Source organism: Flavobacterium sp. SP2, from assembly GCF_057626655.1.
In genome coordinates, this window is record NZ_JBVHBT010000002.1 from 630,642 (window position 1) to 656,832 (window position 26,191).

Annotated in this window: 26 protein-coding genes; 8 read left to right on the forward strand and 18 right to left on the reverse strand. The window is 32.2% G+C overall.

The features are described 5' to 3' along the window. Window position 1 precedes the first annotated feature (1 nt). The 4 genes from ACZ098_RS07210 (at window position 2) to ACZ098_RS07225 (ending at window position 1,799) form a co-directional block, all read left to right on the forward strand. The gene (locus tag ACZ098_RS07210) at window positions 2-523 is read left to right on the forward strand and encodes a hypothetical protein (protein ID WP_487311067.1); all 522 of its coding nucleotides are present in this window, start codon (window positions 2-4) and stop codon (window positions 521-523) included. A gap of 145 nt (window positions 524-668) precedes the next feature. Beyond that, window positions 669-869: a hypothetical protein gene (locus ACZ098_RS07215; protein ID WP_487311068.1), complete on the forward strand. Its 201-nt coding sequence runs from the start codon at window positions 669-671 to the stop codon at window positions 867-869. A 44-nt stretch (window positions 870-913) separates the two neighbouring features. After that, window positions 914-1,132, forward strand: a complete 219-nt coding sequence (locus ACZ098_RS07220) for a hypothetical protein (protein WP_487311069.1) — start codon at window positions 914-916, stop codon at window positions 1,130-1,132. Between the two features lie 256 nt (window positions 1,133-1,388). After that, a complete protein-coding gene (locus tag ACZ098_RS07225) occupies window positions 1,389-1,799 on the forward strand; it encodes a hypothetical protein (RefSeq protein WP_487311070.1) in 411 nt (136 codons plus the stop codon). 93 nt (window positions 1,800-1,892) lie between these two features. On the opposite strand, the gene ACZ098_RS07230 is transcribed toward ACZ098_RS07225, so the two are convergent. Both ACZ098_RS07230 and ACZ098_RS07235 read right to left on the reverse strand, forming a co-directional pair. Further along, on the reverse strand, window positions 1,893-3,422 hold the full coding sequence (locus ACZ098_RS07230; RefSeq protein WP_487311071.1) for a hypothetical protein: 1,530 nt from the start codon (window positions 3,420-3,422) through the stop codon (window positions 1,893-1,895). A gap of 50 nt (window positions 3,423-3,472) precedes the next feature. Beyond that, window positions 3,473-4,963, reverse strand: coding sequence for a hypothetical protein (locus ACZ098_RS07235; protein WP_487311072.1), 1,491 nt, complete (start codon window positions 4,961-4,963; stop codon window positions 3,473-3,475). Between the two features lie 121 nt (window positions 4,964-5,084). Between ACZ098_RS07235 and ACZ098_RS07240 the strand changes: the two genes are divergently transcribed. Both ACZ098_RS07240 and ACZ098_RS07245 read left to right on the forward strand, forming a co-directional pair. After that, window positions 5,085-5,372 (forward strand): hypothetical protein, encoded by a 288-nt coding sequence (locus tag ACZ098_RS07240; protein ID WP_487311073.1) that lies wholly within the window; start codon window positions 5,085-5,087, stop codon window positions 5,370-5,372. 14 nt (window positions 5,373-5,386) lie between these two features. Beyond that, window positions 5,387-7,873, forward strand: a complete 2,487-nt coding sequence (locus ACZ098_RS07245; protein WP_487311074.1) for an Hsp70 family protein — start codon at window positions 5,387-5,389, stop codon at window positions 7,871-7,873. A gap of 1 nt (window position 7,874) precedes the next feature. Here ACZ098_RS07245 and dprA read toward each other — a convergent pair whose 3' ends face one another. Continuing rightward, window positions 7,875-8,984, reverse strand: coding sequence for a DNA-processing protein DprA (gene dprA / locus ACZ098_RS07250; protein WP_487311075.1), 1,110 nt, complete (start codon window positions 8,982-8,984; stop codon window positions 7,875-7,877). A 102-nt stretch (window positions 8,985-9,086) separates the two neighbouring features. Here dprA and ACZ098_RS07255 point away from each other — a divergent pair, with 102 nt between their 5' ends. Then, window positions 9,087-10,034: an HU domain-containing protein gene (locus ACZ098_RS07255; protein WP_487311076.1), complete on the forward strand. Its 948-nt coding sequence runs from the start codon at window positions 9,087-9,089 to the stop codon at window positions 10,032-10,034. A 248-nt stretch (window positions 10,035-10,282) separates the two neighbouring features. Then, window positions 10,283-10,792 (forward strand): acyl-CoA thioesterase, encoded by a 510-nt coding sequence (locus ACZ098_RS07260; protein ID WP_487311077.1) that lies wholly within the window; start codon window positions 10,283-10,285, stop codon window positions 10,790-10,792. Between the two features lie 56 nt (window positions 10,793-10,848). Here ACZ098_RS07260 and ACZ098_RS07265 read toward each other — a convergent pair whose 3' ends face one another. From ACZ098_RS07265 to atpG, 15 genes are all read right to left on the reverse strand, one after another. Further along, window positions 10,849-12,102, reverse strand: coding sequence for a murein hydrolase activator EnvC family protein (locus tag ACZ098_RS07265; protein WP_487311078.1), 1,254 nt, complete (start codon window positions 12,100-12,102; stop codon window positions 10,849-10,851). A 62-nt stretch (window positions 12,103-12,164) separates the two neighbouring features. Then, on the reverse strand, window positions 12,165-12,935 hold the full coding sequence (lolB1, locus tag ACZ098_RS07270) for a lipoprotein insertase outer membrane protein LolB1 (protein ID WP_487311079.1): 771 nt from the start codon (window positions 12,933-12,935) through the stop codon (window positions 12,165-12,167). Then, window positions 12,935-14,284, reverse strand: coding sequence for a tetratricopeptide repeat protein (locus ACZ098_RS07275; protein WP_487311080.1), 1,350 nt, complete (start codon window positions 14,282-14,284; stop codon window positions 12,935-12,937). Before ACZ098_RS07275 ends, lolB1 begins: the two co-directional genes overlap by 1 nt. A 7-nt stretch (window positions 14,285-14,291) precedes the next feature. Beyond that, complete coding sequence (locus ACZ098_RS07280) at window positions 14,292-15,302, reverse strand: sugar nucleotidyltransferase (protein WP_487311081.1); 1,011 nt, start codon at window positions 15,300-15,302, stop codon at window positions 14,292-14,294. Window positions 15,303-15,409: 107 nt separating this feature from the next. Next, the gene (locus tag ACZ098_RS07285; protein WP_487311082.1) at window positions 15,410-15,772 is read right to left on the reverse strand and encodes a four helix bundle protein; all 363 of its coding nucleotides are present in this window, start codon (window positions 15,770-15,772) and stop codon (window positions 15,410-15,412) included. A 130-nt stretch (window positions 15,773-15,902) separates the two neighbouring features. Next, window positions 15,903-16,337 carry a dUTP diphosphatase gene (gene dut, locus ACZ098_RS07290; RefSeq protein WP_487311083.1) on the reverse strand — a complete coding sequence of 145 codons (435 nt, stop codon included), beginning with the start codon at window positions 16,335-16,337 and terminating at the stop codon, window positions 15,903-15,905. Beyond that, window positions 16,337-17,803 carry a lipopolysaccharide biosynthesis protein gene (locus ACZ098_RS07295; protein ID WP_487311084.1) on the reverse strand — a complete coding sequence of 489 codons (1,467 nt, stop codon included), beginning with the start codon at window positions 17,801-17,803 and terminating at the stop codon, window positions 16,337-16,339. The genes dut and ACZ098_RS07295 overlap by 1 nt, the downstream gene beginning before the upstream one ends. Before the next feature lie 91 nt (window positions 17,804-17,894). Then, on the reverse strand, window positions 17,895-19,292 hold the full coding sequence (locus tag ACZ098_RS07300) for an AAA family ATPase (RefSeq protein ID WP_487311085.1): 1,398 nt from the start codon (window positions 19,290-19,292) through the stop codon (window positions 17,895-17,897). A gap of 74 nt (window positions 19,293-19,366) precedes the next feature. Beyond that, window positions 19,367-20,197 carry an ATP-binding cassette domain-containing protein gene (locus ACZ098_RS07305; protein WP_487311086.1) on the reverse strand — a complete coding sequence of 277 codons (831 nt, stop codon included), beginning with the start codon at window positions 20,195-20,197 and terminating at the stop codon, window positions 19,367-19,369. A gap of 4 nt (window positions 20,198-20,201) precedes the next feature. Continuing rightward, window positions 20,202-20,972 carry an ABC transporter permease gene (locus tag ACZ098_RS07310; RefSeq protein ID WP_487311087.1) on the reverse strand — a complete coding sequence of 257 codons (771 nt, stop codon included), beginning with the start codon at window positions 20,970-20,972 and terminating at the stop codon, window positions 20,202-20,204. 63 nt (window positions 20,973-21,035) lie between these two features. Beyond that, window positions 21,036-22,850 (reverse strand): OmpA family protein, encoded by a 1,815-nt coding sequence (locus ACZ098_RS07315; RefSeq protein WP_487311088.1) that lies wholly within the window; start codon window positions 22,848-22,850, stop codon window positions 21,036-21,038. A 34-nt stretch (window positions 22,851-22,884) separates the two neighbouring features. Then, window positions 22,885-24,006 carry a hypothetical protein gene (locus tag ACZ098_RS07320; RefSeq protein WP_487311089.1) on the reverse strand — a complete coding sequence of 374 codons (1,122 nt, stop codon included), beginning with the start codon at window positions 24,004-24,006 and terminating at the stop codon, window positions 22,885-22,887. A gap of 5 nt (window positions 24,007-24,011) precedes the next feature. After that, a complete protein-coding gene (locus tag ACZ098_RS07325; RefSeq protein WP_487311090.1) occupies window positions 24,012-24,677 on the reverse strand; it encodes a hypothetical protein in 666 nt (221 codons plus the stop codon). A 114-nt stretch (window positions 24,678-24,791) separates the two neighbouring features. Next, window positions 24,792-25,229 (reverse strand): GNAT family N-acetyltransferase, encoded by a 438-nt coding sequence (locus tag ACZ098_RS07330; RefSeq protein WP_487311091.1) that lies wholly within the window; start codon window positions 25,227-25,229, stop codon window positions 24,792-24,794. Window positions 25,230-25,310: 81 nt separating this feature from the next. After that, entirely contained in the window at window positions 25,311-26,171 is an 861-nt protein-coding gene (gene atpG, locus ACZ098_RS07335; RefSeq protein ID WP_487311092.1) for an ATP synthase F1 subunit gamma, read from the reverse strand. Window positions 26,172-26,191: the final 20 nt, after the last annotated feature.

Sequence of the window (26,191 nt, forward strand, 5' to 3'; positions counted from 1 at the left end):
TATGAAACTTATATTTTTTTATATTTCCTTATTGTCATTTTCAATTGAAGCACAAACATCAATTGAGCAAGAATTTATTTCTACTATTTTTGCAAAAGAAAAAAATCAAAACATTGTCTATACCGATAGAATTCCCAAAAATGAATTTGAAACTATTATACAAAAATTAAAGAAAAATATAATTTTAAAAATTAGAAGGAATGATATAGAGCCTGATACAAAATTGAAATTGACTGAACAAGAGATTACTTATATAAGCAATGAATTTGAATGTGCGAATAACCATAATTGGTCAGCACAAAAACTACCGCAATATAAATTCTTATCAAGTGATACTATAGCCAAATTTCCAGATAAATATTCGCATTTGTATTTCTACAATTTTACAAAACCGGTTTTTTTACGTGAGAATACTATTGTAGTTTTCTATTATCAATCAAACGATTGGGGTGCACTACGAGTATATATTAAAGAAAACAATAGATGGGATAAGTTTTATACACTTTACACGTGGGTAGGATAGTCGCAACCTCAGACTCCGCAAAGCCTAAAACTTTGCGGAGTTTTTTTTATTTTAAATAACCTCAAACAATTTCCCAGGTTTGTATGATTATTTTGTTAGGTATAAATCAAATAGCTCTAGCCCGACAGGATTTCAACACCAGGTAATGGCACAACATTATCGTGACATTATTAAGCAAGCTCTGAAAGAGTACGACAATAATGAACATAATGAAGGTTTTTATGAAACCCTATCGTGGTTTGGGCTAAAAAACACAATAGCATGGAATAATCTTACGCCAGCAGAAAAAGCACAAATTAATCTTAATCTTCAAAATATCTATCAAAATGAAGAACATTGCAATTAATTTTCTCTTTATACTTTTTTCTTTTTTTTGCAATGCTCAAAAAATTGAAACAAAAAAAATTTATCCGAAATTTAATGATTTTGAATTGTAATTATGATTTTGAATTAAAAAGAATAAATGATAAAGAAATAATTTTCAATCTTTGTGGTAAAGCAATTTTTTTTAATAAAAAAAAAGCAGATACTCTAAATATTTTTATGCTGAAAAATTATAAAACACTAACATTTGAAGAAATAGAAAAAATGGAAAAAAATGGAGGATAGATAATAAAAAAGCACTAATAAAAAAATGGGGCAAGTTGTATCCACCGTATGATAAAAATTCAATATTTCAAACCTATATAATAGCAGTAATTAATAAAAAACAATTTGTTATATATCCTGTTTCGTGGCAAGGTCTGAATGTAGCAAAATAAAATGTTGCTATATAAAAACCAAACCTGCAATTATGGGCACTTTTTTAACGCAAACGGTGGCGTAAAGGAAATTTTATTTATGAACTAACTTAAATTTAACTAATATGAAAACAGTATTTACAATTGTATTTGTTCAAATTATAATTACATCTTGTTCTTCTTTAAAACAAGAAGATGAGAGGCAATATGTTGAAGAATTTAAGTATAGATATTTTCAACAATGTATAAAAAAAGGGTTTAACAATTCTACTGAAATTAATACTCTATTTGAAATTGATAAAAGCGGATATAGCGAACCTATTTTAAGTGATCATTCTTATGATTTAATTAATAACTTATCTGACATTTCATATGCAAAAATGAAAGCAGATTCATTAAATTCAATCGGACGAAGAGCTGAAGGAAGTGCAGGAAAACGAGTTTTTTATCCCACTTTAAACGAGTTTAAAAGTAAATGGCTGGATTCAATAGCTAAAGCGGAATACAGAAAAAAGGGATATTACAAACCTAAATAAAAAACAAACAACTCCGCAATTTATATCTAAATTTTGCGGAGTTGTTTATTCATTCCTTTCTTTGACTTACATTTATAAAAACATCAAGAATTTTTATTGCTTTTTTAGCTCTTCAATAAGCACCTCTTGCTCTTTAGCAATTTCCTTAAACGATTTCTCATTTTCCGATTTGCTATCGGAGTTGATACTTATAACACCGTTTTTTTCTATAATTTGAACATCGTTGGTAAATCTAAAAGTTTCTCGTAGTAACTCTTTACTGTTTTTAGCCAACTCGGTAAATCTTGGTTCTACAATAGAGCCTAATCGTACATACAACTTTTCATTTTCGTTATGAAATGAACCCAATCGTTTTCCCACATAAAAATAAAATGATCGGTTGTAATTGCTAGTTAAATCCAGTTTAAATGTTTGCTTAGCTTTAATGAAATACGCTTGTTTTGCCGTATTTATAGTATCAAATGCTATGGCATTTTCCATCAAAATTACATCGTAGTTGGTTTTGTTTTCAAATTTCATAAAGTTATCTGAAGTAGAAACAAACTGTTGTTTGTAAAACGTTTCAAACGGATTTTGTCCGGTTTTTATCGAATCGTTATACGTTACATTTCTTAATTTATACTTGTTGAAATCTACCAAAAACATCTGAAAAGAATCAATCTTGGGTTGTGCTTCTACATAATATCGGTCTAAAACTTGTTCTCCGACTTGCGGTGGCTCTTCATAGATGGTGTTATTATCAATATTTACATTGTCATAATCGTAACTGCTTCTATCGTCAGAAGAACATTTGTTAGTATAAAACGCCACTCGAATTAAAATAAAAAGTACCACGGCAAATGTTTTCCAAGAAAAACCCGACTTACTTTTTTCTTCTTGGTTGTATCTACCAGCTTTATTATCTAAAACCACTCTTTTATTACTAGCTAATGTTTCTTCGAGATCGTCGTCAAAAGCGGCATAACTCGACATTGAAACCATGGTGGTTCCGGCAAAGTCTGAACTTTTGGAAACATTATAAATATCTACAATTACGTTTAGTAACGACTTGACTTTTTCATCCAATTCTAACGTGCTAAAATGAGAAAGAAAATGATAGAAATTTTCTTGTTTTATGAAGAGTATCGGAGCATAATTCTGTTCTTTAGCATACAATTTCGACAAGGCAAAATCTAATTTTCCTTCGGCTTTTTTGGCAATCTTGTACAATACATCTTCTGGAAAATAATTTTTATACACCAGATAATCGTTCATTTCTTCAAAGCTGTTATCAATAAGTTTTTTATCGAAAAAAAGCAGTAATTCATCTGCAAGATACAGTTCTATAAAATGCCTAACAGCTTCATAATTTACCTCAATATTTTCTTTGGGAAAACTATCTCTAAAATAGCTTTTCTTCGCAAAGAAATTATACAAAACCCGATTGTTGGCAATAAATTGAAACTCGTTAGGATAATTTTTTAGAGCATTAATAAGGTTGGAAGCCACATTAACCTCAATATCTGGATTTATTTTTCGCTCAACATTAACTTGCTTTTCTATTCTAATAATTTCTTCCTGCGATAAACTACTAATGGTATTTTTATCAATAGTGAGCTTTTCAAATAATTCGATGATGTTCATAAACTTCTGTTGTAGTTGAAACAAAAATAAAATTTTAATATTTACAATACTTATTTAAAATCGAATTGATTCACATTTTCCATTGATGAGTTTGGACCTTGCTCATACAAATGCGCTGAAAGGATTGAAAATTTATTGTTTTTTTCCACAATTTCAACATCATTTTCAAATCTAAAATTGTGTTTAATAATGTCTTTTCCGATACTAGGTTGTTTTAAAAATCGATATTCACTTATAGAATCGCGTCTTTTAACATAGGCGTCATTTTTGGCATAAAACGATGCTAAATTTTTCCCAAAATAAAAGGCATAATTTTTATTGAAATTTTCCTTAACATCTATATTTATATGGTCTTTAGACCTTAAATAATAGGCATGATTAGGAAGTTCAACAGTGCTACTTGGCATTGAGTTTTCTAAAATAATAATGTCGTAAGATGTAGTATTGGTAAATCGAACACCACCTTCACTTTTACTAAAATTAGTGCCGAAAAAATAATTGGCCTGAAACGGATTCTCGCCAGTTGCAAACCTCATTTCCTGAATGCTTTTGGTATCTATTGAATCAAAATCTGTTAGATAATTTACAAATTTTGCAATTCTTAATTCATTTGTATAATTTCGAATAACTTGCTCGCTATTTATAGTAGTATTTCCGTCATTAATATACATTTCATTGCTCGGATAAGGCGATGAAGTAGAACTAGAAGAACCACAATTTCTTAAAGAACCAAACAAAGCTATAATTGGAAAAAGAATAGCCAAAACCACCCTAAACGAAAATCCAGACGATTCTACAATAGTAGGTGCTTGTAATTGATTTGCACGAATGTTTCCTCCATTTCTAACTAAAATTTCCTTAAATTCTGGAATAAAAGCATCATAATATTCCATTGATAACATACAAGAAATGGCAAATTCTGAATTGTTATTTGTCTTGTAAATTTCGGCAGCAACTTGTAACAACGATTGCACTTTTCTATCCATTTCTAAAGATGAAAAGAAGGATAAAAAATCGAAAAAACTCCTTTGTTTGCAGTATCTGACTGTTTCAAAATCAAATTTTCTAGTAAGTGTATCCAGTGTAAGAAGAATTTTATCATTGGTTTTTACTGCCAAATGATACATAAAATCATCTGGTAAAAATCGATGAAACTCTAGTAAATTATTCATATCATCAAATCGATTCTCAATGAATTTTTTGTCAAAAAACAACCGCAATTCGTCTTCTAAAAAACGACTTATAAATGCCTGAATTTTATCATTTTCTACGACAGTTGATTCATTCAAAAAGTGATCTCTGGAATATGTGGTTTTGGCAAAAAAATTATAAAAAACCCTATGACTTGCAATAAACTGAAATTCTAAAGAGTAATTTTTCAGTGCATCAATTAGGTTAGAAGCCACTGTAGCTTCAACTTCGGGATTTATTTTTCGCTCAACATTTATCTGCTTCTCAATTCTAATGATTTCATCGTTCGATAAACCAATCGTTTTATCTTTATCAATAGTAAGCTTTTCAAATAATTCGATGATGTTCATAAAATTGACTTGTAGTTGAAACAAAAATAGAATTTAAAACGTTTTATCCTAAATCAATTACCATAAAAAAACAAAATAATTGTAAATTGGCTACCAAATCAACTTTAGCAATTACCCTAAAATGGAAGCCATTATCAACCAGTTATTTGAAATTGAAAAGAAAGCAACCGAACAAAACATTGATGTTTTTGAACGAAATTTAAACCGAATTCAGCACGAGTTGGAAGAATTGGGCTATAAAATCATTAATCCAATGGGAACCATTTACGACGAAAGAGATGCTTCTATAGATGCTAATTTGCTTACTCCAAATGCCACAAAAATTACCAAAGTTTTAAAACCAATAATTTACAAAATCGAGAATAATGGCTATGCCTTAGTTCAAAAAGGTGTGGTTATTGTTGAATAATTATTAATATTGTTATGAAAAACATATCTATAGGAATTGATTTAGGAACAACCAATTCTGCCATTGCAAAATATGAAAACGGAAAAGTAACCATTTATAAAAATCCGGTTGGCTTTAAAGATACCATTCCGTCGGTAGTATCGTTTAGAAAAGGACGCATCCAAATTGGCGATAAAGCACGCGAACATTTTTTATCCAATTCTGAAAATGTATTTGCCTCGTTCAAACGAAAAATGGGTTCCGACGAATCGTATTTTGTAAAAGATTTAGACAAAACCATTTCTCCTATAGAACTTTCGTCGATGGTTTTACAAGAATTAATCAATTTTACACAAGCCGAAAATCCAAAATCGGCAGTAATAACGATTCCCGCATCGTTTGATACCATCCAAACCAATGCAACCAAAAAATCGGGTTATGCTGCAGGATTTGAAGAAGTGGTTTTATTGCAAGAACCAATTGCGGCGTGCTTGGCATATTCGAATTCTCAAAATTTAGATGTTTCATCCGAAAAAAAATGGTTGGTTTACGATTTTGGTGGCGGAACGTTCGACGTTGCATTGGTAAAAATTGACGAGCGTGAATTGAAAGTTATCGATCATAAAGGAAATAATTTTCTTGGCGGAGTTGATTTGGATACTTTATTCGTAGAAAAAATTATTTGTCCTAAAATTGAAGCACAAACGCAGGAAAAAAATCTTTGGAACACCATGATTTCTGGTGAAGATGCTACCTATAAAAAACTATATTTCGAATTACTTTTTAAAGCCGAAGAAGCCAAAAAAGAACTTTCGTTAAAAGATAAAACCAGTATAGAAATTGAAGTTGACGACTTGGACATTTCATTGGATATCGAAATTTCTAAATCAGAATTTGAACAAATTGTACAACCAAAATTTGAAGAATCGTATCAACTGACTGAAAAACTGATTAAAGAAAATGGTTTGCGTTTTTCTGATATTGAGCGTATTATTCTTGTTGGTGGTACAACTTATATTCCTTTTATCCGTCAGGAATTACAAACTAGAAGTCAGATAATTGTTGATGCTACCATTGATCCAACAACTGCTGTGGTTCTTGGTGCGTCGTTTTACGCAGGTTCAAAACCATCTGAATTGGTAGAAACAGAAACTACACACGAAACAATTTCTCAAATAGATGCTTTGAATGTTGAACTTATTTACGAACCAAGTTCTAAAGATAAAGAAGAATTAATTGTGGGTGTTTTACCTCCAAATTTTGACGGATTTTACAGAATTACGCGTGGCGATGGCGGATTTGACACCGGAATTTTAAAAGTGAATCAGAAAATTGCTGAGTTTGTTCCGTTATTAGAAAAAGCAACCAATATTTTTTCATTGTTTGTATACGACAACCAACAAAAACAAATCTTTCAGAATTCTTCTATTCAAATCACCAACGGACTTTATAACATTTCAGGACAACCGTTACCCAACGATATTTGTTTGGAAGTCGACGAAGAAAGTGGCAAAACTTTTATGGAACGAATTTTCAAGAAAAACGATATTCTACCGCTTAAAAAAACCATTTACAAAACGTGTTCTAAAAATATTTTAAAAAATTCTGACGACAAACTTATCATCAATATTGTAGAAGGCAACGCCGGAAGCATGATTGGTAGTAATCTAACCATCGGTTATATCGAAATATGCGGTAAAGATTTTCAGCAAGATTTACTAAAAGGTATGGATGTGGAACTGAATTTTAAAATTTCGGAATCACGCGATTTGAGTGTTACCGTATACATCAGTTCGTTGGATTTAGAAATCAAAGAAGTTTTTAATCCGCACGAACGTACAGTTTCTTTACATAAACTAACCGAGGAAATTAAAGACGTTTTAGACGAAATAAACTATGAAATTGAAGAGCAAGAAGATGAAGAAAACTATGAATATCTTTCTAAATTAAAACGAATTCACGACCATTTGGCGGTGCTTTACAATGAATCATTAGAGATAGAAAACGATAAATCGACCGATAAAAAATACCAAATTGATGAGATGAAACGCATCACCATTCAGGAATACGACGACTTGGTTCGACACAAGCACGTCTTGAATGAACTGAGCGAATATACGCATACTAAAGAAGTTTTTGAAAGTTACTTGGAACGCGCCAACCCGAAACAAGTTGAAGAATATCAAAAAATCATCAAGAATGAAGCCGAAATTTTGCAGTCGAATAACAAATATTTAATTCGTAAAAAAACCAAAGAATTAGACAATTTGTTGGATAATATTTACCTCAAGCAAGACGAACGATTTATAGATTACTTCTATCATTATCGTTTTATGGATGAAGATGCTTACACCAATGTGGATAAAGCCCGAAAGCTTACCGAACTTGGCGAGAAAGCATTAGAAAACAAGAATTTATTAGAGCTAAAATCCATATGCAGTCAGTTTTGGGAATTGCTAAAAGTGAAACCTAAATATAAGGATGACTTTAATAATTTTGATGGGAATTTGGGGTTGAAGTAATCTAAATAACTTCAAATAGTTTTCCTGGCAGCGGACGAATCACACCTTTCAACTCCATATTCAATAAGGTTGAAGAAATTTTAAAAACCGGAAAATCACATTCGAGAGCAATTACATCTAGTAGTTGCTTTCCGTTTTTTTGGAGGTAATCGTAAATTTTTTGCTCGTCGTTTTCAAGTGTGACAAAAAGTTGTTTTTGAATTGGTTTGTCATTGCGAGCTTGCGAAGCAATCTCCCAATTCAAGATATACATAATATCGGCAGCAGATGTTAGTAAATTAGCGCGTTGTGTTTTTATCAAGTTATTGCAACCTTGACTCAATTTATCTGATGTTCTTCCTGGAACTGCAAATACATCGCGGTTGTAATCGTTGGCAAGATTTGCAGTTATTAACGAACCTCCTTTTTCGGCACTTTCTATGACAATTGTAGCTTGACTCATTCCTGCAACAATTCGATTTCTTTTTACAAAATTTTCTTTTTCAGGATTGGAAGTACTCCAAAATTCGGACATGAAACCACCGTTTTCTTCCATTTTGGCAACGTACTTTTTATGCACTTTGGGATAAATCTGATTCAAACCGTGTGCTACAACTCCGATGGTTTGCAAATTATTATCCATTGCGGCTTTGTGTGCTACAATATCTACGCCATAGGCAAAACCACTTACAATTATTGGATTTAAAGGTGCTAAATCTTCAATCAATTTTTTACAGAATTCGGTTCCGTAAGACGTGATTTCTCTTGTTCCGACAATACTGATGATTTTTTGATTGTTCAAATTGATGTTGCCCGATGTAAATAATAAAATTGGTCCGTCTATGCAATGTTTTAATTTATCTGGATAGTGTTCGTCTTTGAAGAAAAGAGTATTGATGTTATTTTTCTGAATGAATTGGTATTCGGATTCGGCTTCTTGAAAAACCTTTTTATTTTTTAAATTTTTTATTAAAACTTGTCCCACACCATCAATTGATGCTAGAATATTGGACTTGGTTTTGAAGATTTCTTCGGCGCTTCCGCAGTGGTTGAGTAGTTTTTTGGCTACGATATCTCCAACTCCATCTATTTTTAGTAAGGCTAATAGGCTTATAATTTCTTGTTCGTGCATGGTAAATAATTGAATTTCAAATTAAAGAAAATTATTTGAAATTGTTAACAAAGTTTGTTGATAAAATTTTGCGTTTGACCTAAAATAATTAAATTTGTTGTTATGAAGATTGAACAATATATTTCGCAATTATTATACCGTTACCAATGTGTGACTGTTCCGGGATTTGGTGCTTTTTTAACCGAAATCCAATCGGCACATATTCACGAAGGTTCGCATTCGTTTTATCCACCAAAAAAAGTGGTTAGTTTTAATGCGTATTTAAAAAATAACGATGGTTTACTTGCAAGCCATATTGCACAATGCGAGAAAATGTCGTACGAGGTTGCGGTTACTGCTATTGAAAAACAAGTTGTTATTTGGAAAAACAAGTTGCAAGATTTTGAAGGTCTTGTGTTAAAAAATATTGGTGAAATTGTATTGAATGCAGACAAAAATTTGGTTTTCGTTCCTTACAACCAGGTGAATTATTTAACTGATTCTTTTGGGTTATCAAGTTATGTTTCGCCAACAATTAAAAGAGAAGTTTTAAAAGAACTTGCGTTAAAACAGAACGATGTTGCTACAGTAAATGAAGAAGCAATTGTTCTAAATCCTGAAAGAAGAAGCTACAATTATCTAAAATATGCTGCTGTTTTTGTTTTAGGACTTGGTGTTTTAGGAACTTTAGGTTTTAACTATTACGAGACTAAAGTTGCTCAAGATACCTTGCTAGTTCAAACCAATGTTCAGAAAAAAGTAAACCAGAAAATTCAAGAAGCTACTTTTTTCATTTCCAATCCTATTCCAAGTGTTACCCTAACTGTAAAAAGTGATAAATTACCGTATCATATAGTTGCTGGTGTTTTTAGTAAAGAACAAAATGCGACTAGAGAATACAATTCGCTATTGAAATTGGGTTATGAAGCCAGACGCATTGGCGCTAACAAAAAGGGATATTTTCCTGTTCTTTACGGAAGTTTTTCTAGTTATGCCGAGGCACAAAAAGTAATGGATAAAATTAAGCAAACGCACAATCCTGAAGCTTGGCTATTGATTGAAGAATTATAAAAATTGTCCCGATTTTTTCGGGATTTTTTTTGGTTTTAAATCAGAATATGAATTTTCACTATTGCCTAGCCCAGATAGCAATGGAAAGCTTTTTAAAACAAATGCTAACTTTTTCTTGGCTGTAAATTGCGACCAACGGAAGCACATTTAGAGCTTAGAAAAACAGCAATTTGGTTTAAAAACTTGTAATGGATAGCTGGAAGTTGCTTCTTAAAAAAACAAATAAGTATCTTTGCAAAAAAAAACTTATGACTCCTAAGAAAGCTTCTGAATCTTTAACGATATTAACCGATTTAGTTTTACCGAGTGAAACCAACCCATTGAACAACCTTTTTGGTGGCGAGTTGTTAGCAAGAATGGACCGCGCCGCCAGTATTGCTGCCAGACGTCATTCGAGAAGAATTACGGTTACGGCTAGTGTAAATCACGTAGCTTTTAACAAATCGATTCCGTTGGGAAGCGTTGTTACGGTTGAGGCGAAGGTTTCTAGAGCGTTTAAAACATCGATGGAAATTTATATTGATGTGTGGTTGGAAGACCGAGAATCTGGAATTAGAACTAAGGCAAATGAGGCAATTTACACGTTTGTTGCCGTAAATGAAACTGGAAGTCCTGTAGAAGTACCGCAACTGATTCCTGAAACTGAAGAAGAAAAATCACGTTACGATGCGGCTTTGAGAAGAAAACAACTGAGCTTGGTTCTTGCCGGAAAAATGAATCCGCATGATGCTACCGAGTTGAAAGCGTTATTTGTATAAACTTTTGAATACTAAAATTATAAAAAAAGAGAACTAAAATTTAGTTCTCTTTTTTGTTATCTGCTAATCCAAGTTGCTGGATTGTTGTACGTTGTGTTTTGGGAAATGATGAATTTCAAAATTGTTTTCCCTTCGGCATTGGTTCGTATTTTTCCTAAACTTTGCTTAGTTGTGACTTTGTCGCCAGCACTTACGGAAACGCTACTTAAGTTTTGATACACCGTGAAATAATCACCATGCTGAATAAATACAGCTTTGTTTAATGGTGAAATGGCTACTACTTTGGTTACTTCTCCTCCAAAAACAGCTCTTGCATTGGCGCCGCTATCGGTTGTGATTTCGATACCACTGTTGTGAATTACCAACGATTTGTACACTGGATGCGGCTGATCGCCATAACCTAGCGTAATTGCACCTTTTTCAACTGGCCAAGGCAAGCGACCTTTGTTGGCTTTGAAATTATTGGATATTAATTGTCCTTCTGGTGTAAGTACTATTTTGGTTGAATTTTCAATAGCTTTAGTTTCGGCCGCAGTTGTGGTTTTAGGATTAGCTTTGGCGTTAGCTGCTGCTGCTTTTCTGTTGGCTTCGGCAATGGCGTCTCTAATTAATTTCTTTATTTGAGCATCTATTTTTTTAGACTCTTGTTGCTTTTTCTTGATTTCTGCAGCGATTTGGTTCTTGCTTTTCTTTAAAGAATTGGCAATTTTTTCTTGATCGGCTTTTTCTTTTTCTAAATCTTGACGTTGCTTTTCTTGTTCGGCAAGCAATTTTTCTTTCTCGGTTTTTTGTCCGCTAAGTTTTGCGTTATAATCGGTTAGTTTGTCTGTTTTAGATTTAATTTCCTCGCCTTGCATTTTTCTATAATTCGTATATTGTTTCATATACTGCATGCGCTTGTAGGCTTGAAGGAAATTTTCTGATGATAACAAAAACATCAATCGGCTTTGCTCTGATCGGCTTTTGTATGATTTTATAATCATCTCGGCGTAGTCTTCTTTTAGCTCGACCAATTCTTTTTTAAGCTTGTTAATTTGAACCTGATTGATGTACATATCATTGCTTAACAACTTGGTTTGTTTAACGGTAGTATTGATTAATTTCTCTTTTAATCCAATTTTTTCTTTTTGAATTTGCAATAATTTTACTGCTGATTTTTCTTTCTTCCTAACGTCTTGCAACATCATTTCTTTCTCGCGAATTTCTTCTTGAAGTTTGGCTTTTCGTTGCTCTAATTGTTCTTGCGTAAGCTGACTCCAACTGAAAGTTGAAATTAATAAAAACAGGAAAGTGTAAATCAGTTTTTGCATTGTTGTTGAGTTATAGCAATTAAAATTAGGGTATAATGAAAATCTTAATGCGTTTTGGTATTTTATTTTTTAATATAAATTCGTTCATAACCGTCAGGAACTTCATAAGGAAAAGATAGCTCTTCATTAAAGGATACTGATTTATATTCGATATCAATTTCGGTTTTTTTGCCTTTTTGATTGGCATCAATTTGCATATTGGTTGGCAAAATCATCGTTTCATATTTCTTAAAATCTGGAAATAAAACTTCTAAAGAACGATCTTGTGATGGCTGCGCTATTTGTTGTTTTTTTACCAAAAAATTATCGCTTTCGAAATAAAATGATTTGAAGGTTTTGCCGTCGGAATTGTCTTCTAACTTATATAGTTTTTCTGCAATAGAAACCAAATATTTTCCTTTGGATAGATCATCTAATGCTTTTCCAAGAAACATATTTTGGATTTTATTAAAATCTAAATCGGTTCCCAACCACTGACTAATTCCAGCATAATCGCCTTCAAAATAGGTATTGCTGCCTTTCTCGTAGTATTGAACTGATGTTGGAGTTATTAATGCTTTGGCCGCCGTAAAACCAAGGAATCGAACACTTACCAATATTTTTTCGTCTTTCTTAATTCGAATATCTGCCGTTACGCCAAGCGATTGTTTATCGTCTTTATATTTGGCTGATGATTTAATATACAATGTAGAAAAATCATACTTATTGTTATTGTGATTTTCGATAATCTTGCTCGCAGGTAGCAATCCATTTGCGCTTCCTTCAGCTAATAACGCTTTGGATTTACAGGAAATTATTAAAAAAACGAATGCTAGACCTATATATTTCTTCATTACTTTTTATTCTTTTTTATTAATTCGTTGGCTTTACTAAAATAGCTTTCTTTCTTTTTCATATCGCCAAGTCCGTTGTAAGCTTCGCCTAACTGAATGTTGAAATTAATTTCCAAAGTTACGTTTTCCAAAACTAAATCTAATCCTGATTCTAAAACGTCTTTAGCTTTTTTATAATTGGTTAACTGATTTTGTGCTAAACCAGCATAATAATACAATTCGGGTTGTGTTGGAAATAGCTCCATTTTACTTTCGGCAACTTTGGCCAATTTATCAAATTCTAACCCATCCGTGTAGGCTTGAAGCAAAAGTAAAATGGTTTCCATGTCATCATTTTGATTTTTCAAATGATTTTCATAAAACTTAATTGCTTTTAGATTCTCTTTTTTAGCCTGGTAAAACTTTCCAATTTCTTTAGCAACTTGAACCTCTTTATCGTTGTCAAAATAAGCAATAGCTTTTTCTAAATCGGCGTCAAACTGTGGGTTGGTTTGTGTATAAATTAGAAATTCATTAAACATTCGGTGCTTAATTTTCCTGTCAATTTTATCGCTTGCCAATACTTTGTTCATTGCTACAACTGCTTTTTCACCATCATTATTGTTGATGTGAAATTTAAACAAGCTTACTTGCGCCCAATCGGAAGTTGGAATTTCTTTTTCTAATTGACGTGCAACTTCGTTAGCTTTTTCTTCTTGATTGCTTTTGGAGTACAAATATATTAGTGAAATATAATTGGCTTCGTCTTTAGGATTCTTTTTAATTTGATCTAATAAATTTTGCTTTTCTGAACCAGCATATTTCGAATCTTGTAGAATTTGAAGTTTATAATTTTCACGTTTTTCGGATTTGCCAAATTTATCATTGAGCTCATTTATTAATGCAAGTGCTTTGTCAAATTGCTGCGTACTCATGTAAAGTGAAGTTAAATCTTCTTTGTACTCTTCTTTGAATTCTATAAGCTTTTCGACAACAATTATGGCTTGATTGAAATCTCTAGTGTCATAGCACACATCGTACATTCCAACCCAAAACCACTTGTTTTTAGGATCAATTTGGGTTGCTTTTTCAAAATTATCATAGGCATCTTTGTATTTCTTCTGAGCCAAATAATTTTTTCCCAATTCAAAATAAACGACCGCATTTTTAGGTTGAATATTTTGGCATTTTTCTAATGCATCAATGGCTTTATCGTAGTTTTCAATTCCTTTTTGCTTCAAAGATTCGTAGTAATAATTTTCGAATTCGTCGGAAACCGCTGCAATTTCTTCTGGTTCGGTTTGAGCCAAAAGTACCTTTGGAACGAAAAACATTCCAAAAAGAAAACTGTATAAAACTATTTTTTTCATCAATTATTTATTCTAAAACGGAATAATCGCCAATACTTACACTTGTAAAATTACCATCGAAACTCGCATGATTTCCGATCATGGCATTGTCCAAATTGGCATTTTTAATATGTGCATGTGTTTGAATCAAACTATTTTTAATTGTACTGTCAATTACGTGACAACCTTTACCCAACGAAACATTTGGACCAACCGTAGCGTTTATCACAACCACATCTTCACCAATGTAACAAGGTGGAATGATAGTTGCATTTTCTAATTTTACATCAGCTGAAACTAAATTTTCGCCATCCTGATGCAAAAACCCTAACATTCTTGAGTTGGTTTCTACAGTAACATCTTTATTTCCGCAATCCATCCATTCATCCACTTTTCCTGGTACAAATTTCATGCCTTTTGCCATCATTTGTTTGATTCCATCATTAATTTGGTATTCGCCACCATGAATAATGTTGTTGTCTAAAACCGATTGCAGTTCATTTTTAAGAACGGCAATATCTTTGAAATAGTAAATTCCGATAACAGCCAAATCAGAAACAAATTCTTTTGGTTTTTCCACCAATTCGATAATCTCACCGTTTTCGTTTAAATTCACAACGCCAAAAGCTTCGGGTTGGTCTACTTGTTTTACCCAAATAACGCTATCGGCTGTGGTATCTAAATCAAAATCGGCACGAATTAGAGTATCAGCATAAGCAATAACCGCCGAACCACTTAAGGAATCTTTGGCACACATAATAGCATGTCCTGTACCTAACGCTTCATTTTGATAATATATTGTTCCTTTAGCGCCTAATTTTTGTGCAATTGCAATTAAATCTTCCTCTACTTTTTTACCAAAACTTTCGTGTATGATGAACGCTACTTCTTCAATTGGTTGATTTAAGACTCCGGCAATATCTTCTACCAATCGGTGTACAATTGGTTTTCCTGCAACTGGAATTAATGGTTTCGGAATTGTTAATGTGTGCGGACGCAATCTTGAACCACGACCTGCCATTGGTACTATTATTTTCATTGTTTTATATTTATTTTTAACTTCAACATTCGTTATTCATCATTGAATATTCAACATTTTTGAACTTGGAATATTCATTAACGAATTTTGAATTTTGAATTATTTGACTACTTATTTCTATTCCTTGAAGTTTCAATACTTTTTACAAAAATCGATATTAATTCATCATTTTCATTTACCGCTAGTACTAGATCTTGTTCATTTTTTAAATATAATTTTGCTCTATGAATTATTTTTAAACAAGAATGTGTCTCTCTTAATTCTTTTAATACGACAGACATTTTATGAATAAAATCATTTCTTGATTCAGCGCTTTGAGCTTCACTATAATTTAGAGACGGCGATGTACCTGATCTTACAATTTGTCCTGATAAATGATTTCCTGCTTTTGTAGCTTTTAAATTGTCGGTAATAGTAATGATTTCTACTGCAAAATCAATTAGTCTTTCGTGTAAATCAAATTTTTTCATGGCTTGTATAAATTATTTGCGGTTTATATTTTTTTTGAAACTTCGCCATTCGTAATTCATCACTGAATATTCAATATTTTTTTGAACTGAGAATATTCAACAATGAATTGTGAACATTGAAGTGTTTCCTCTACTTCACTCCAGTACTACCAAAACCGCCTTCACCTCTCGAAGTTTCGGATAATTCTTGAACTTCAATCCATTCGGCGCGTTCGTGTTTGGCAATAATCAATTGAGCAATGCGTTCGCCATTTTCAATCACAAAATCTTCATTCGATAAATTTACTAAAATTACTCCAATTTCACCACGATAATCGGCATCGACTGTTCCTGGAGCATTTAAGACTGTAACACCTTTTTTAGCAGCCAATCCGCTTCTTGGACGTACTTGTGCTTCGTAACCGATTGGTAATTCTATAAAAAGTCCTGTTTTTACAATAGTTCTTTCTAATGATTTTAAAGTAATTGGTTCAGATATATTGGCGCGCAAATCCATTCCTGCCGAAGCAATGGTTTCATAATTTGGTAAATCGTGGTTTGATTTATTGATGATTTTTATGGTCATTATTTTGCTTTTCTTTTTATGATTTTAAGTAATGTTTCTTTTTCGTTATAATAGATGAAATAGGTAAATATCACTATTAATGTAATTCCAACAAAATAATTTTCTCTGAAGAAATAGAATGATAGAATGGAAAACAGAATTGAAATTCCTAAATATCCACTTATCTTTTTCATGTCATAAGGAATTGGATAATATTTATTACCAAGGACATACGATATTATCATCATGCTTCCATAGGCTACAATTGTACCGATTGCCGAACCCATATAACTGTATTTTGGAATCAGGAGATAGTTTAACAACAAAGTGAAAATCGCACCAACAATTGAAATGTAGGCGCCAATTTTTGTTTTATCTGTTAACTTATACCAAACCGAGAGATTATTGTAAATTCCTAAAAAGAAGTTTGCTAAAATAATTAACGGAACAACCTTCATGGCTTCCCAGTAGGATTCGTCTTTAATCATTATTAGTTTCAACAAATCAGCAAAAACAATAACTGTTAAAAGAATTAATGAACCAAAAACCACAAAAAATTTGGTTATTGTAGCATAGGTTTGCTTCGCATTTTCATTTTTTGCATGGCTAAAGAAAAAAGGTTCTATTCCTAATCGAAATGCGGTTGCAAATAAAACCATAAATAATCCTAGTTTATAACAAGCTGCATATGCTCCAACTTCTGATTTACCAATATTTTTAGGCAAAAGGTATTCGAGTATTATTTTGTCCAAATGTTCGTTTACCGCAAAAGCAATTCCGGCGATTAAAATTGGAAATCCATAGAGCATCATCCTTTTCCAAAGTTGTATATCTAGCTTCCATTTAAGATGAAAATAATTTGGCGAAAGCACTACGAAAGTTGCCAAACTTGCAATAAGATTTGCCATAAAAATATAGCCAATTTGAAAATTTTCAAAATATAATGTAGCAATAAATGAATCAGGATAATTGGAAGCAATTTCTGGTAAATACAAAAGGAAAAACAAGTTTAAAATCATATTTATTGCGACATTTCCAATTTTAATAAAAGCATATACAATTGGTCTTTGCTCTGCTCTTAATTTTGAAAAAGGAATAATAACCAATGCGTCTAAAACTAAAATCCAAATAGCATAGGTTACATATTCTACATCAACATTTATCCAGCTTGATAAAAATTTTCTAAAAAAAAGCGAAAGAAATAAAAACCCTATTGATGTCCAAAATATAGAAATCGTAGAAGTTTGGATGACACCTTTTTTATTTTCCTCCGAATTATAAAAACGGAAAAATGCAGTTTCCATTCCATAAGACAAAATTACATTGAAGAATACCATGTAAGCCAAAAGAATAGTCGTTTCTCCATAATCGGCTTTTACAAGTTTGTCCGTATGCACCATTACCAAAAGGAAACTCAACATACGTGGCAAAACCGTTGCCAAACCATAGATTAATGTCTGCTTAAAAAGATTTTTATATAAACTCAAAGTGATTTTTTTATGGTGTAAAAATAGGGTTTTCGATACAAATTTTCACTAATTAACACGAATTTAATGCAGCACCAATTTTCATAAAACTTTATTCTTTTATTTCAAAAGCTACTTGATTTTGAGTTTCATTTGGCTCCGGAATGTCTTGTTCTGTAAGTGTTTTTAAAGTTTTTTTAGAGAGCTTCTTGATTTTTATAATTCGGTTGGCGTGATTCTGAACACACTTTTCAAACAGATTTCTTACTACACGAGCGTTTCCAAAGCTTTCGTTTTTCTTTTCATGAAGCAAAACAAAGGTGTCGTTGAGTTTTTCTTTGGCATCATCTGTAATTACAAAATCAGATTTTTGGGCAACGGACTCAAAAATCTGCAATAACTCGGAAGGAGAAAAATGATCGAATTCGAAAAATCTATTGAATCGCGAACGCAATCCTGGGTTGGATTCGACAAAAATTTTCATAGGTTCAGTGTAACCAGCAACAACCAAAGCTAAATCGTCGCGATGGTCTTCCATGCGCTTGATTAACGTATTTACTGCTTCTGCGCCATAATCGTTTCCTAAAGAATTTTGAGTTAAGGCGTAAGCTTCATCAATAAACAATACACCACCTAGACTTTCATCAACCACTTTGTCAACTTTTAAGGCCGTTTGACCCACAAATCCGGCAATCATTCCTTCTCTATCGGTTTCGATTAATTGTCCTTTGGAAAGAAATCCCAAATGTTTGAAAATTCTACTCAACAATCGTGCAACGGATGTTTTTCCAGTTCCTGGCGGACCAAGAAATACCGTATGAAGTGTAATTTCGGTGTTTTTTAATCCTTCAGAAGTTCGTTTCTTTTGGATTTCTAACAGGTTTATCAATTCTGAAACGTCTTTCTTTACGTTTTCCAATCCTATTAGTTCGTTCAGTTCTTTAAGAACTTTTTCTAGCGAATCGTCTTCTGGAAGTTGGTTTTTATCAGAATTGGATTGAAAAAACTGATTTACCACAGCATTGTTTTCAAATGATTTATCAAATGAAAACTGTAGAAATTTATAAAAATGCTGCTGTATGTTTTCTAAATTTGGGTTTCTATTTTCGGATAAAACTTTGATAAAATCACTTGAATCTACAGTAGAAATTGTGTTTTCAACTTTTACTTTTTCAAGGAAATTTTTAAAATTTGGTGAAGCTACTAATTTATCAAATTCACCTAAATTTTTAGCATCCGCAAAATGATTGTTGCGTAAAACATCATAATAATAAGCCAACGTAAATTGCGATTTATCGGTTTCTTTTTCGCCCAATTTTCTATAAATTGAAATACAATCGGAAAGAAAAAAATGTTCAGCTTTGAATAATAATCCGTTTTCAGAATTTGATTTTACAAGCTCATTTATCTTTTGAATAAACGAATCATCAGCATTTAAAACTTTACAAATAGCCAAGATTGAAAGTGTTTCTTGCTCTAATTGTTGTAAAAAAGTTGTAGTAAAACCCATGTTTTATTGTTGTTAAAAACCCACAAGATCAAAAGAAGACCTTGCAGGATTTAGAATTTTATTTGTTTTTAAATTTACGAATTCATCATTTGAAGCGCAATTTCTTTGTACAATTTATCGTGATCTTCACATTTATCTTTCCAACAAATTCCCATTTCACGCAAATCGTATTTGGCTACAATACTTCCATAAGTTTGCTTTTTTCCGCCGACTGTTGGATAACCAATTACGTAAATCGCTTGAGCCAATTCAATTGCTAATTCAATATCGTGTGTCGAAAAAATCACCGTATTTAAATCGTGTGATGAACTTAACAAATCAAATGATTTCTTCACTTCTTCAATATTTCCGATATCTAAACCTGAAAAGGGCTCGTCTAAAACAATTAATTTATCAGATGAAAAAAGCTGTTCAATAATAGCTGTTCGTTGTCTTTGTCCGCCAGAAAGTTCGTTTGGATATTTGTCTCTACACGATTCCAATCCCCAATCTTTAATATAATTTTCAATTTTAGCATCTTGCTCTTGAGCCGATAAAGTGGTCTTTCTCAACGCAAATTTCAAGGTTTGAAGAACCGTTTTATGTCGGAACAACGTATACTTTTGATCTACAAATCCAATGTCACCTTCACTTACAGGTTTTGCCGCATTTAGCTCCTTACTTTCAAAATCTTTGATTAAAATTTTACCTGTATTTGGATGAACTAAACCAGTTAATGTTTTAAAAAACGTAGATTTTCCGCGTCCCGATCTTCCAACAACGGCAATAACTTGTCCGGTGTTATCATGTTTTGGTCTAACCACGTTTTTTTCAATTAAACTAACATCTTTAATAATTGTTACGCCATCGTATACTACGCTAAGATTTTCAACGTACAAAAGTGTTTCTCTAAATTCGAATTCCATAGCGTTATATTTTTGAATATCTGAATACTGATTTTCTTAAAAAATTGAAGAACCAATCCAATCCCAATCCTATTAAAAGGATAATGATTTGCAAAGCAATAATTCGACCGTGATTCATGAATTTATCAGAATTTTTAATTAAAAATCCTAATCCTCCAGAAGCTACTACAATTGATTCTACCGTTACTAGCATCATCCAAGTAATGGCTAAATTTTGACGAATTACATCAATCACATAATCGATTCTTCCTAAAACTATTACTTGCCAAAGAACTTCCCAACGGTTGCATTTTAAGGTTTTGGCATGATCAAATTCTTCTTGCGGAATGTCTTTAATAACTGCAATTAAAGATGTGGTCAAGAACGTTGTCAAGAAAATTACCAAGATCCAAACTTGCATATTTCTGGCGTCATGCACCATTAATGTGATGTAAAATGACAATCCGGTGAAAGGTAAAAATCTAAATTTTGTTACAAATTCTGCTACAGGTTTCATTAACGGAATTGGCCAAGAATAGGCAAATAACAAAGCAATAATAGTTGCTAAAATGATAGACAGAAAACAAAGTTTTAGCGATTGAAAAACATGAACTACCAATCCTTCTTTGTACAATTCTGAAAAACCTGTTAGTACTTGGCTTGGCGTTGGAAACAAATGTTTGGTTCCAGACGAACCTATAAACCAAATTGCAAATAATACAACAACCCAAGAAACTAAGATGATAGTTCGTTGTATTTTGGTTGTGTTTTCAAAAGGGATAAAATATTTTAACATCAAAAAAAGAGTTAAAAAAAGCTACTTAAAATTATAAGTAGCTTTTAGTTATTGAATAAAAAATTATTTTAAGAACGTAACTACAACTCTTCTGTTTTTAGCTTTTCCGCTCGCAGTACTGTTGTCAGAAATTGGTTCGTTTTGACCTTTTCCATCAATTAATTGGAAACGATTGGAAGGAATTCCTTTTTGTGTTAAATAATCCACAACCGATTGTGCTCTGTTTTTAGACAATGATAAATTTGAATCTGGATTACCAACATTATCGGTATGACCAACGATTGTCAGTTTAGAGTTTTCAGCCTGAATCAGCAAGTTGTAAATTCTCTCTAAATCTTTAGATGAATTGCTTAACACTTCGGCACTTCCAGAACTAAAGTTAATTTGCCATTCTCCAGAAGCCATAACTTCAGTAGCTTTTGCAGAATAATCTGATTTATCTGCCGCAGAAGATTCAATATCGTTGATGTTTTTTAGATAAAATAAATTGACTGCTTCGTCATAAGGAACAACTTTTCCAACATTTTCATTAAATCCAAACGGATTCAATTCTGTTAAATACGTTCCAACTTGATTGTAAACCGCTTTGTATCGGTTAACGCCATCAGACAATCCAAAATATTGCATAGCATCAGCATAATTAAATACTTTTGATCCACCCATATTGTACGTCAAACCGTTTTTAGTTCCTTGTTGTCCTTTGAACATTTTGTACCAGTATTCTGCATTTTCAATTTGGTACGTATCAGCAACTGCTTCAGAAGCTCTAACTTTCCAATCTTCGTAATTCTTCATTTGATTGGAAGCTGTCAATGCCGATTTTAGAATATTGGTAACAATTTCTGGATTTTTAGCTGCCCATTCTTTAACTCCGATAATCGCAGTTGGCATTTGGTTGTTGAATTCTTTTGTAGAAACGATATCTACAAATCCTGTAAGTTTGTCAAAAACTGTTTTATCACCAGGTGTCCAAGTTGCACAACCGTCAATTTTTCTGTTAACAGATTTTCCTGTAAGTTTTCCGTTTACAACTTCTTTTAAAGAAACTGTCCATCCTGTAGTTTGCGATTTTATTAATTCTTCTGCCGATTTCATGTAATCATCATTTTCTGATGGATAAATATTTACAGCATCAGCATCGTACGTTGTTGGATCTGGATTTACTTTTAAACCATTTGCAAAACAATAATTAACAGTCGTTACCCAATCTCCATCTCCAAGAACAGTAGAAATAACGGCACCTTTCATAGATTTTGGATTAGATTTCCAACTTGGTGGACCGATTAATTTATCTTCACCGTAACTCATACCCACAACACCCATAACTTGTAGATGGTATTTGTCTTTTCCGTATTTTTCATCTAATGATTTTTGCACCGAACTGATGTAAAATGGCGCACCATCACCCATAATCATAATTGCAAAAACACTTTTATCTGATGTTGGAAAAGCTTCACCTTTATCAAATTCTTCAATAAATTTCATTTGCATGTTACGAAGTTCTGAAAGCCAATCCTGACGAATAATTTCAAGATTTACTCCGTTTTTTTCCATTAATGAACCTTTGGTAGTTTTTGGACCACCATTAGAAACTATAATTCCAGATTGTCCGTTCCAAGCATAACCTGCTATTCTCACTAAAGGTTTGTCTTTAACTTCAGTAGAAATTTCTTTAGATGGCAATGCTATTTTGGCCGCGTTGGTTACGTTGTTTACATCTGTGCTGTTTAATTCTATTCCATTTAATTGTTTAGAAACTGCGGTTTTCAAACCTGGTGAAATAAAATAAACTGCAGTTAAAATTGCTCCAACTCCACCAAGAACTATTAAAAGCTCAGAAAAAGTGGTTAATTTAGTTGTTCGTAAAATTTTTCCCATTTGTATTTAAAAGTTAATTTGTTTTTGTTTTCAGTTAAAAAATATCTCCAAAACCACCACTGTTCAACTTATCGTCTTTAGTGATTTTATAATTTGGACTTGTGTATTTAGTAGAATCTGGAATGGTGTTGTCACCAGTTTTAATTTGATCTGCCAACGAATCCAATCTTGAATACAATTCATCATTATCTACAGAATATTTAGATGTTAATGCATCAATATCGATTAGGTTTTCAGATGTTCTAGCAATATCGAGAGCAATTGTTGATGTAACGACCTCTAATGCATATTCTAATTCCCAATCTTTGGTGAACATCATTGCACTTTTGGCGCTTTCCGTTGCTTCTTTCGCGTTTTTAGCAAATTCGAATTCCTTTTTTAGCATTACGACTGTGGCATCAAAATCGGCAATTTTTATATCAATTGCAGTTCCGGCAAGGGTTAATTTTCTGTCCATTTTACCAAGAACATTGGCTCTAACGCCATATTTTTGGATGAAACTTTTGCTTTGTTCGTATTGGTTTGAAATTCGTTGCGAATCGGAAAGTTTTCTTGCTAATTCACTTTGTAAAGCAACATATTCGTCAGTATCTTTTGCAGCTACACCATTTATTCGCACCATTTCATCCATGGCAGATTTCAATTTTTCGGATTGACGTTGCAAACTCAAAACTTCTTCTTGAAATGATTTGGCTTCTTTTTCAGATTTTGTAGCTTCAATTTCCATTTCGTTTTTCAAACCTTTCAACTTGGCTTTGGTGTTTTTAAAAACTTCACGGTTTTTTACCATTTTCTGTTTTTGCTCTTCCAATTCATTAAACGGATTGCTCTGAATTAAAGCTTTGTGCAAATTTTTGGTCATAAAACGCAAACCTTTCATAATCACTGGAAACATCATCACTAAAAAAATTAGAAAAACTCCAGTTGCCGACAATGCAATTGCTTGACCCAACATTGTGAATAACGGCGGAATGATGTACGTCCAGGTTAGATAACCACCCACTCCTAAAAGTCCGAGAGCTAGAATCCAAAAGATAGATTTTTCGCCTTTTTTTAATGCGTTTGAACTTAATGCAATTTCACCTTTAGACTCATCAAAATGTTTAAGAATTGGAAGTTCTAAAAGTGTTGTTTTTTCTTGTGCAAATTTATCCATTGATTTTATAAGTATTGATTGATACCGGTTACGATTGTATTAATTGAATCTAAAATTTTCTTTTTGGCTAAATTGTTAGCTTCGATTTTAAGTTGAATTTCGCTGAACTGCTCTTTATTTTTAAAGTCTATTTTTTCAAGTTCGGCTTTGTTTTTTTGCAAATCATTTTGAAGTTGAGCGATTTTAGATTCTAAGTCACTTATCGTTCTTGTTAGATTTCCTTTTTCGGCTGTGATTGCATCATTTAAATCTTTCTTTCTAGAATTTCCTGTAGCATCATATTTAGCATGAACCTTTTCAATTTCATCTGTATAGTATTTACTTTTTTCTAAAAGAAATGCTTTTGACAATTGTGGGTTGATCGTTTTTCCCATCGTAAAAGCCATTTGATAGCTTTGTGGATTGGTTGCTCCCACAGAAATTACCGATTTATACATTTCATAAAAGTCAAATCCAGTTTGATTTAAGGATTCAAAACCTTTTTCATAGACAGCAAAAATTTCGTTTAGAAAAGGATTGTTGGTTGCGCTTTCGGTTGGTTGAAATGTGTTTGGACTTTCTGGAAATTTATTTACATCGGAAATTGGTGTGTTAACAGTTTCTTGTTTTGAAGTGTTCTCTGCTTCTTCGTTTACAAAAAGACTTTTCCAATTAAAATTTTCTTTTGCCATTTGGTAGATTTTATTTTTAGATAAATAGGTAATGTTAAAGTTATACGAATATATGATTAAAAAGTTACTAATTTTTAGATAGAAATTTTTATAATTGTGAGAATTCCTTTAAAATTAAGAGAATCCGTTCTCATCAATTGTTTTAATAAAATGAAAACCTCTTGGAACATAACCTTGATTATAGTAAAATTTATGTGCATCAAAGTTTCCTGTAAACGCATCCAAAACAACACAAGTACAATCTAATTCTTTGGCTTTCTCATCTATAAATTGAGTTAATAATTTTCCGATACCTTTTTTTCGATACTCTGGATGGACTATAAAATTGTCAATTTCGATATATTTTCCTGTCCATAATTTGGTTCCAAACCAAAAACCGGTTAATCCCACACAAGTTGCTCCATCAAAAGCTGCAACTTGTTTGTAATTTTTTGGAATCATATCCGAAAGAAAACCTTCATATCGTTCAATAGTCATGTTTGGATATAGAAATTTTATGATTTCTATTTGTGAAATCATTTCCTGGACAGATGATAAAACTTGTAATTTCATTTTTTGGTTGTATTCAGATATAAAAATAACAAAAAAGAGCCAACTACTGTTGACTCTTTATGAATTTATTTGAACTAAAAATTATCCTTTCAGGGCTTCGGCTCCACCAACAATCTCCAAGATTTCGTTAGTAATTGCAGCTTGACGCGCTTTATTGTAAGTTAATTTCAATTGATTTCTCAGTTCGGTTGCGTTGTCTGTTGCTTTGTGCATTGCAGTCATACGCGCTCCGTGTTCAGATGCAAATGAATCACGAATTGCTTTGTACAATTGTGTTTTTAGCATCTTAGGAATTAAAGTTTCTACAATTTCTTCTTTTGATGGTTCGAAAATGTAATCACCTGAAGAAACTGGTTGATCAGATTTTATTGGTGCAAGCGGTAAAAACTGTTCTACTTGAACAATTTGTGTGGCAGCATTTTTAAACTGATTGTACACAATTTCGATTTTATCGTATGCTCCAGATGTAAATTTATCTGTCAAAATTTGAGCAATTTCAGCTACATTATCAAATGTTAAATCATCAAATATTGTACTTTTATTTGCAATTACAGTATTGGTTTTGCTTAAAATATCATTTCCTTTTTTACCAATAGCAAAAACATCAACTTGTTTTCCCGCATAAAAATCTGCTCGGTTTTTAGCCTCTTTGATTGCATTGGTATTAAATGCACCAGCTAAACCTCTGTTAGATGTAATAGTAACGATCAAAACTTTGTTAATCTCGCGTTGTTTGGTAAAATCGCCACCAACTTCTCCTTCAAGAGTTGAAGAAAGATTTTGTAATAATTCTGTCAATTTTTCGGCATAAGGTCGCATAGCTGTAATTGCATCTTGTGCTTTTTTCAACTTTGCAGCAGAAACCATTTTCATCGCAGATGTGATTTGCATCGTTGATGAAACAGAAGTAATTCTATTACGTATTTCCTTTAAGTTTGCCATTTTATATTAGTCTAATGTCG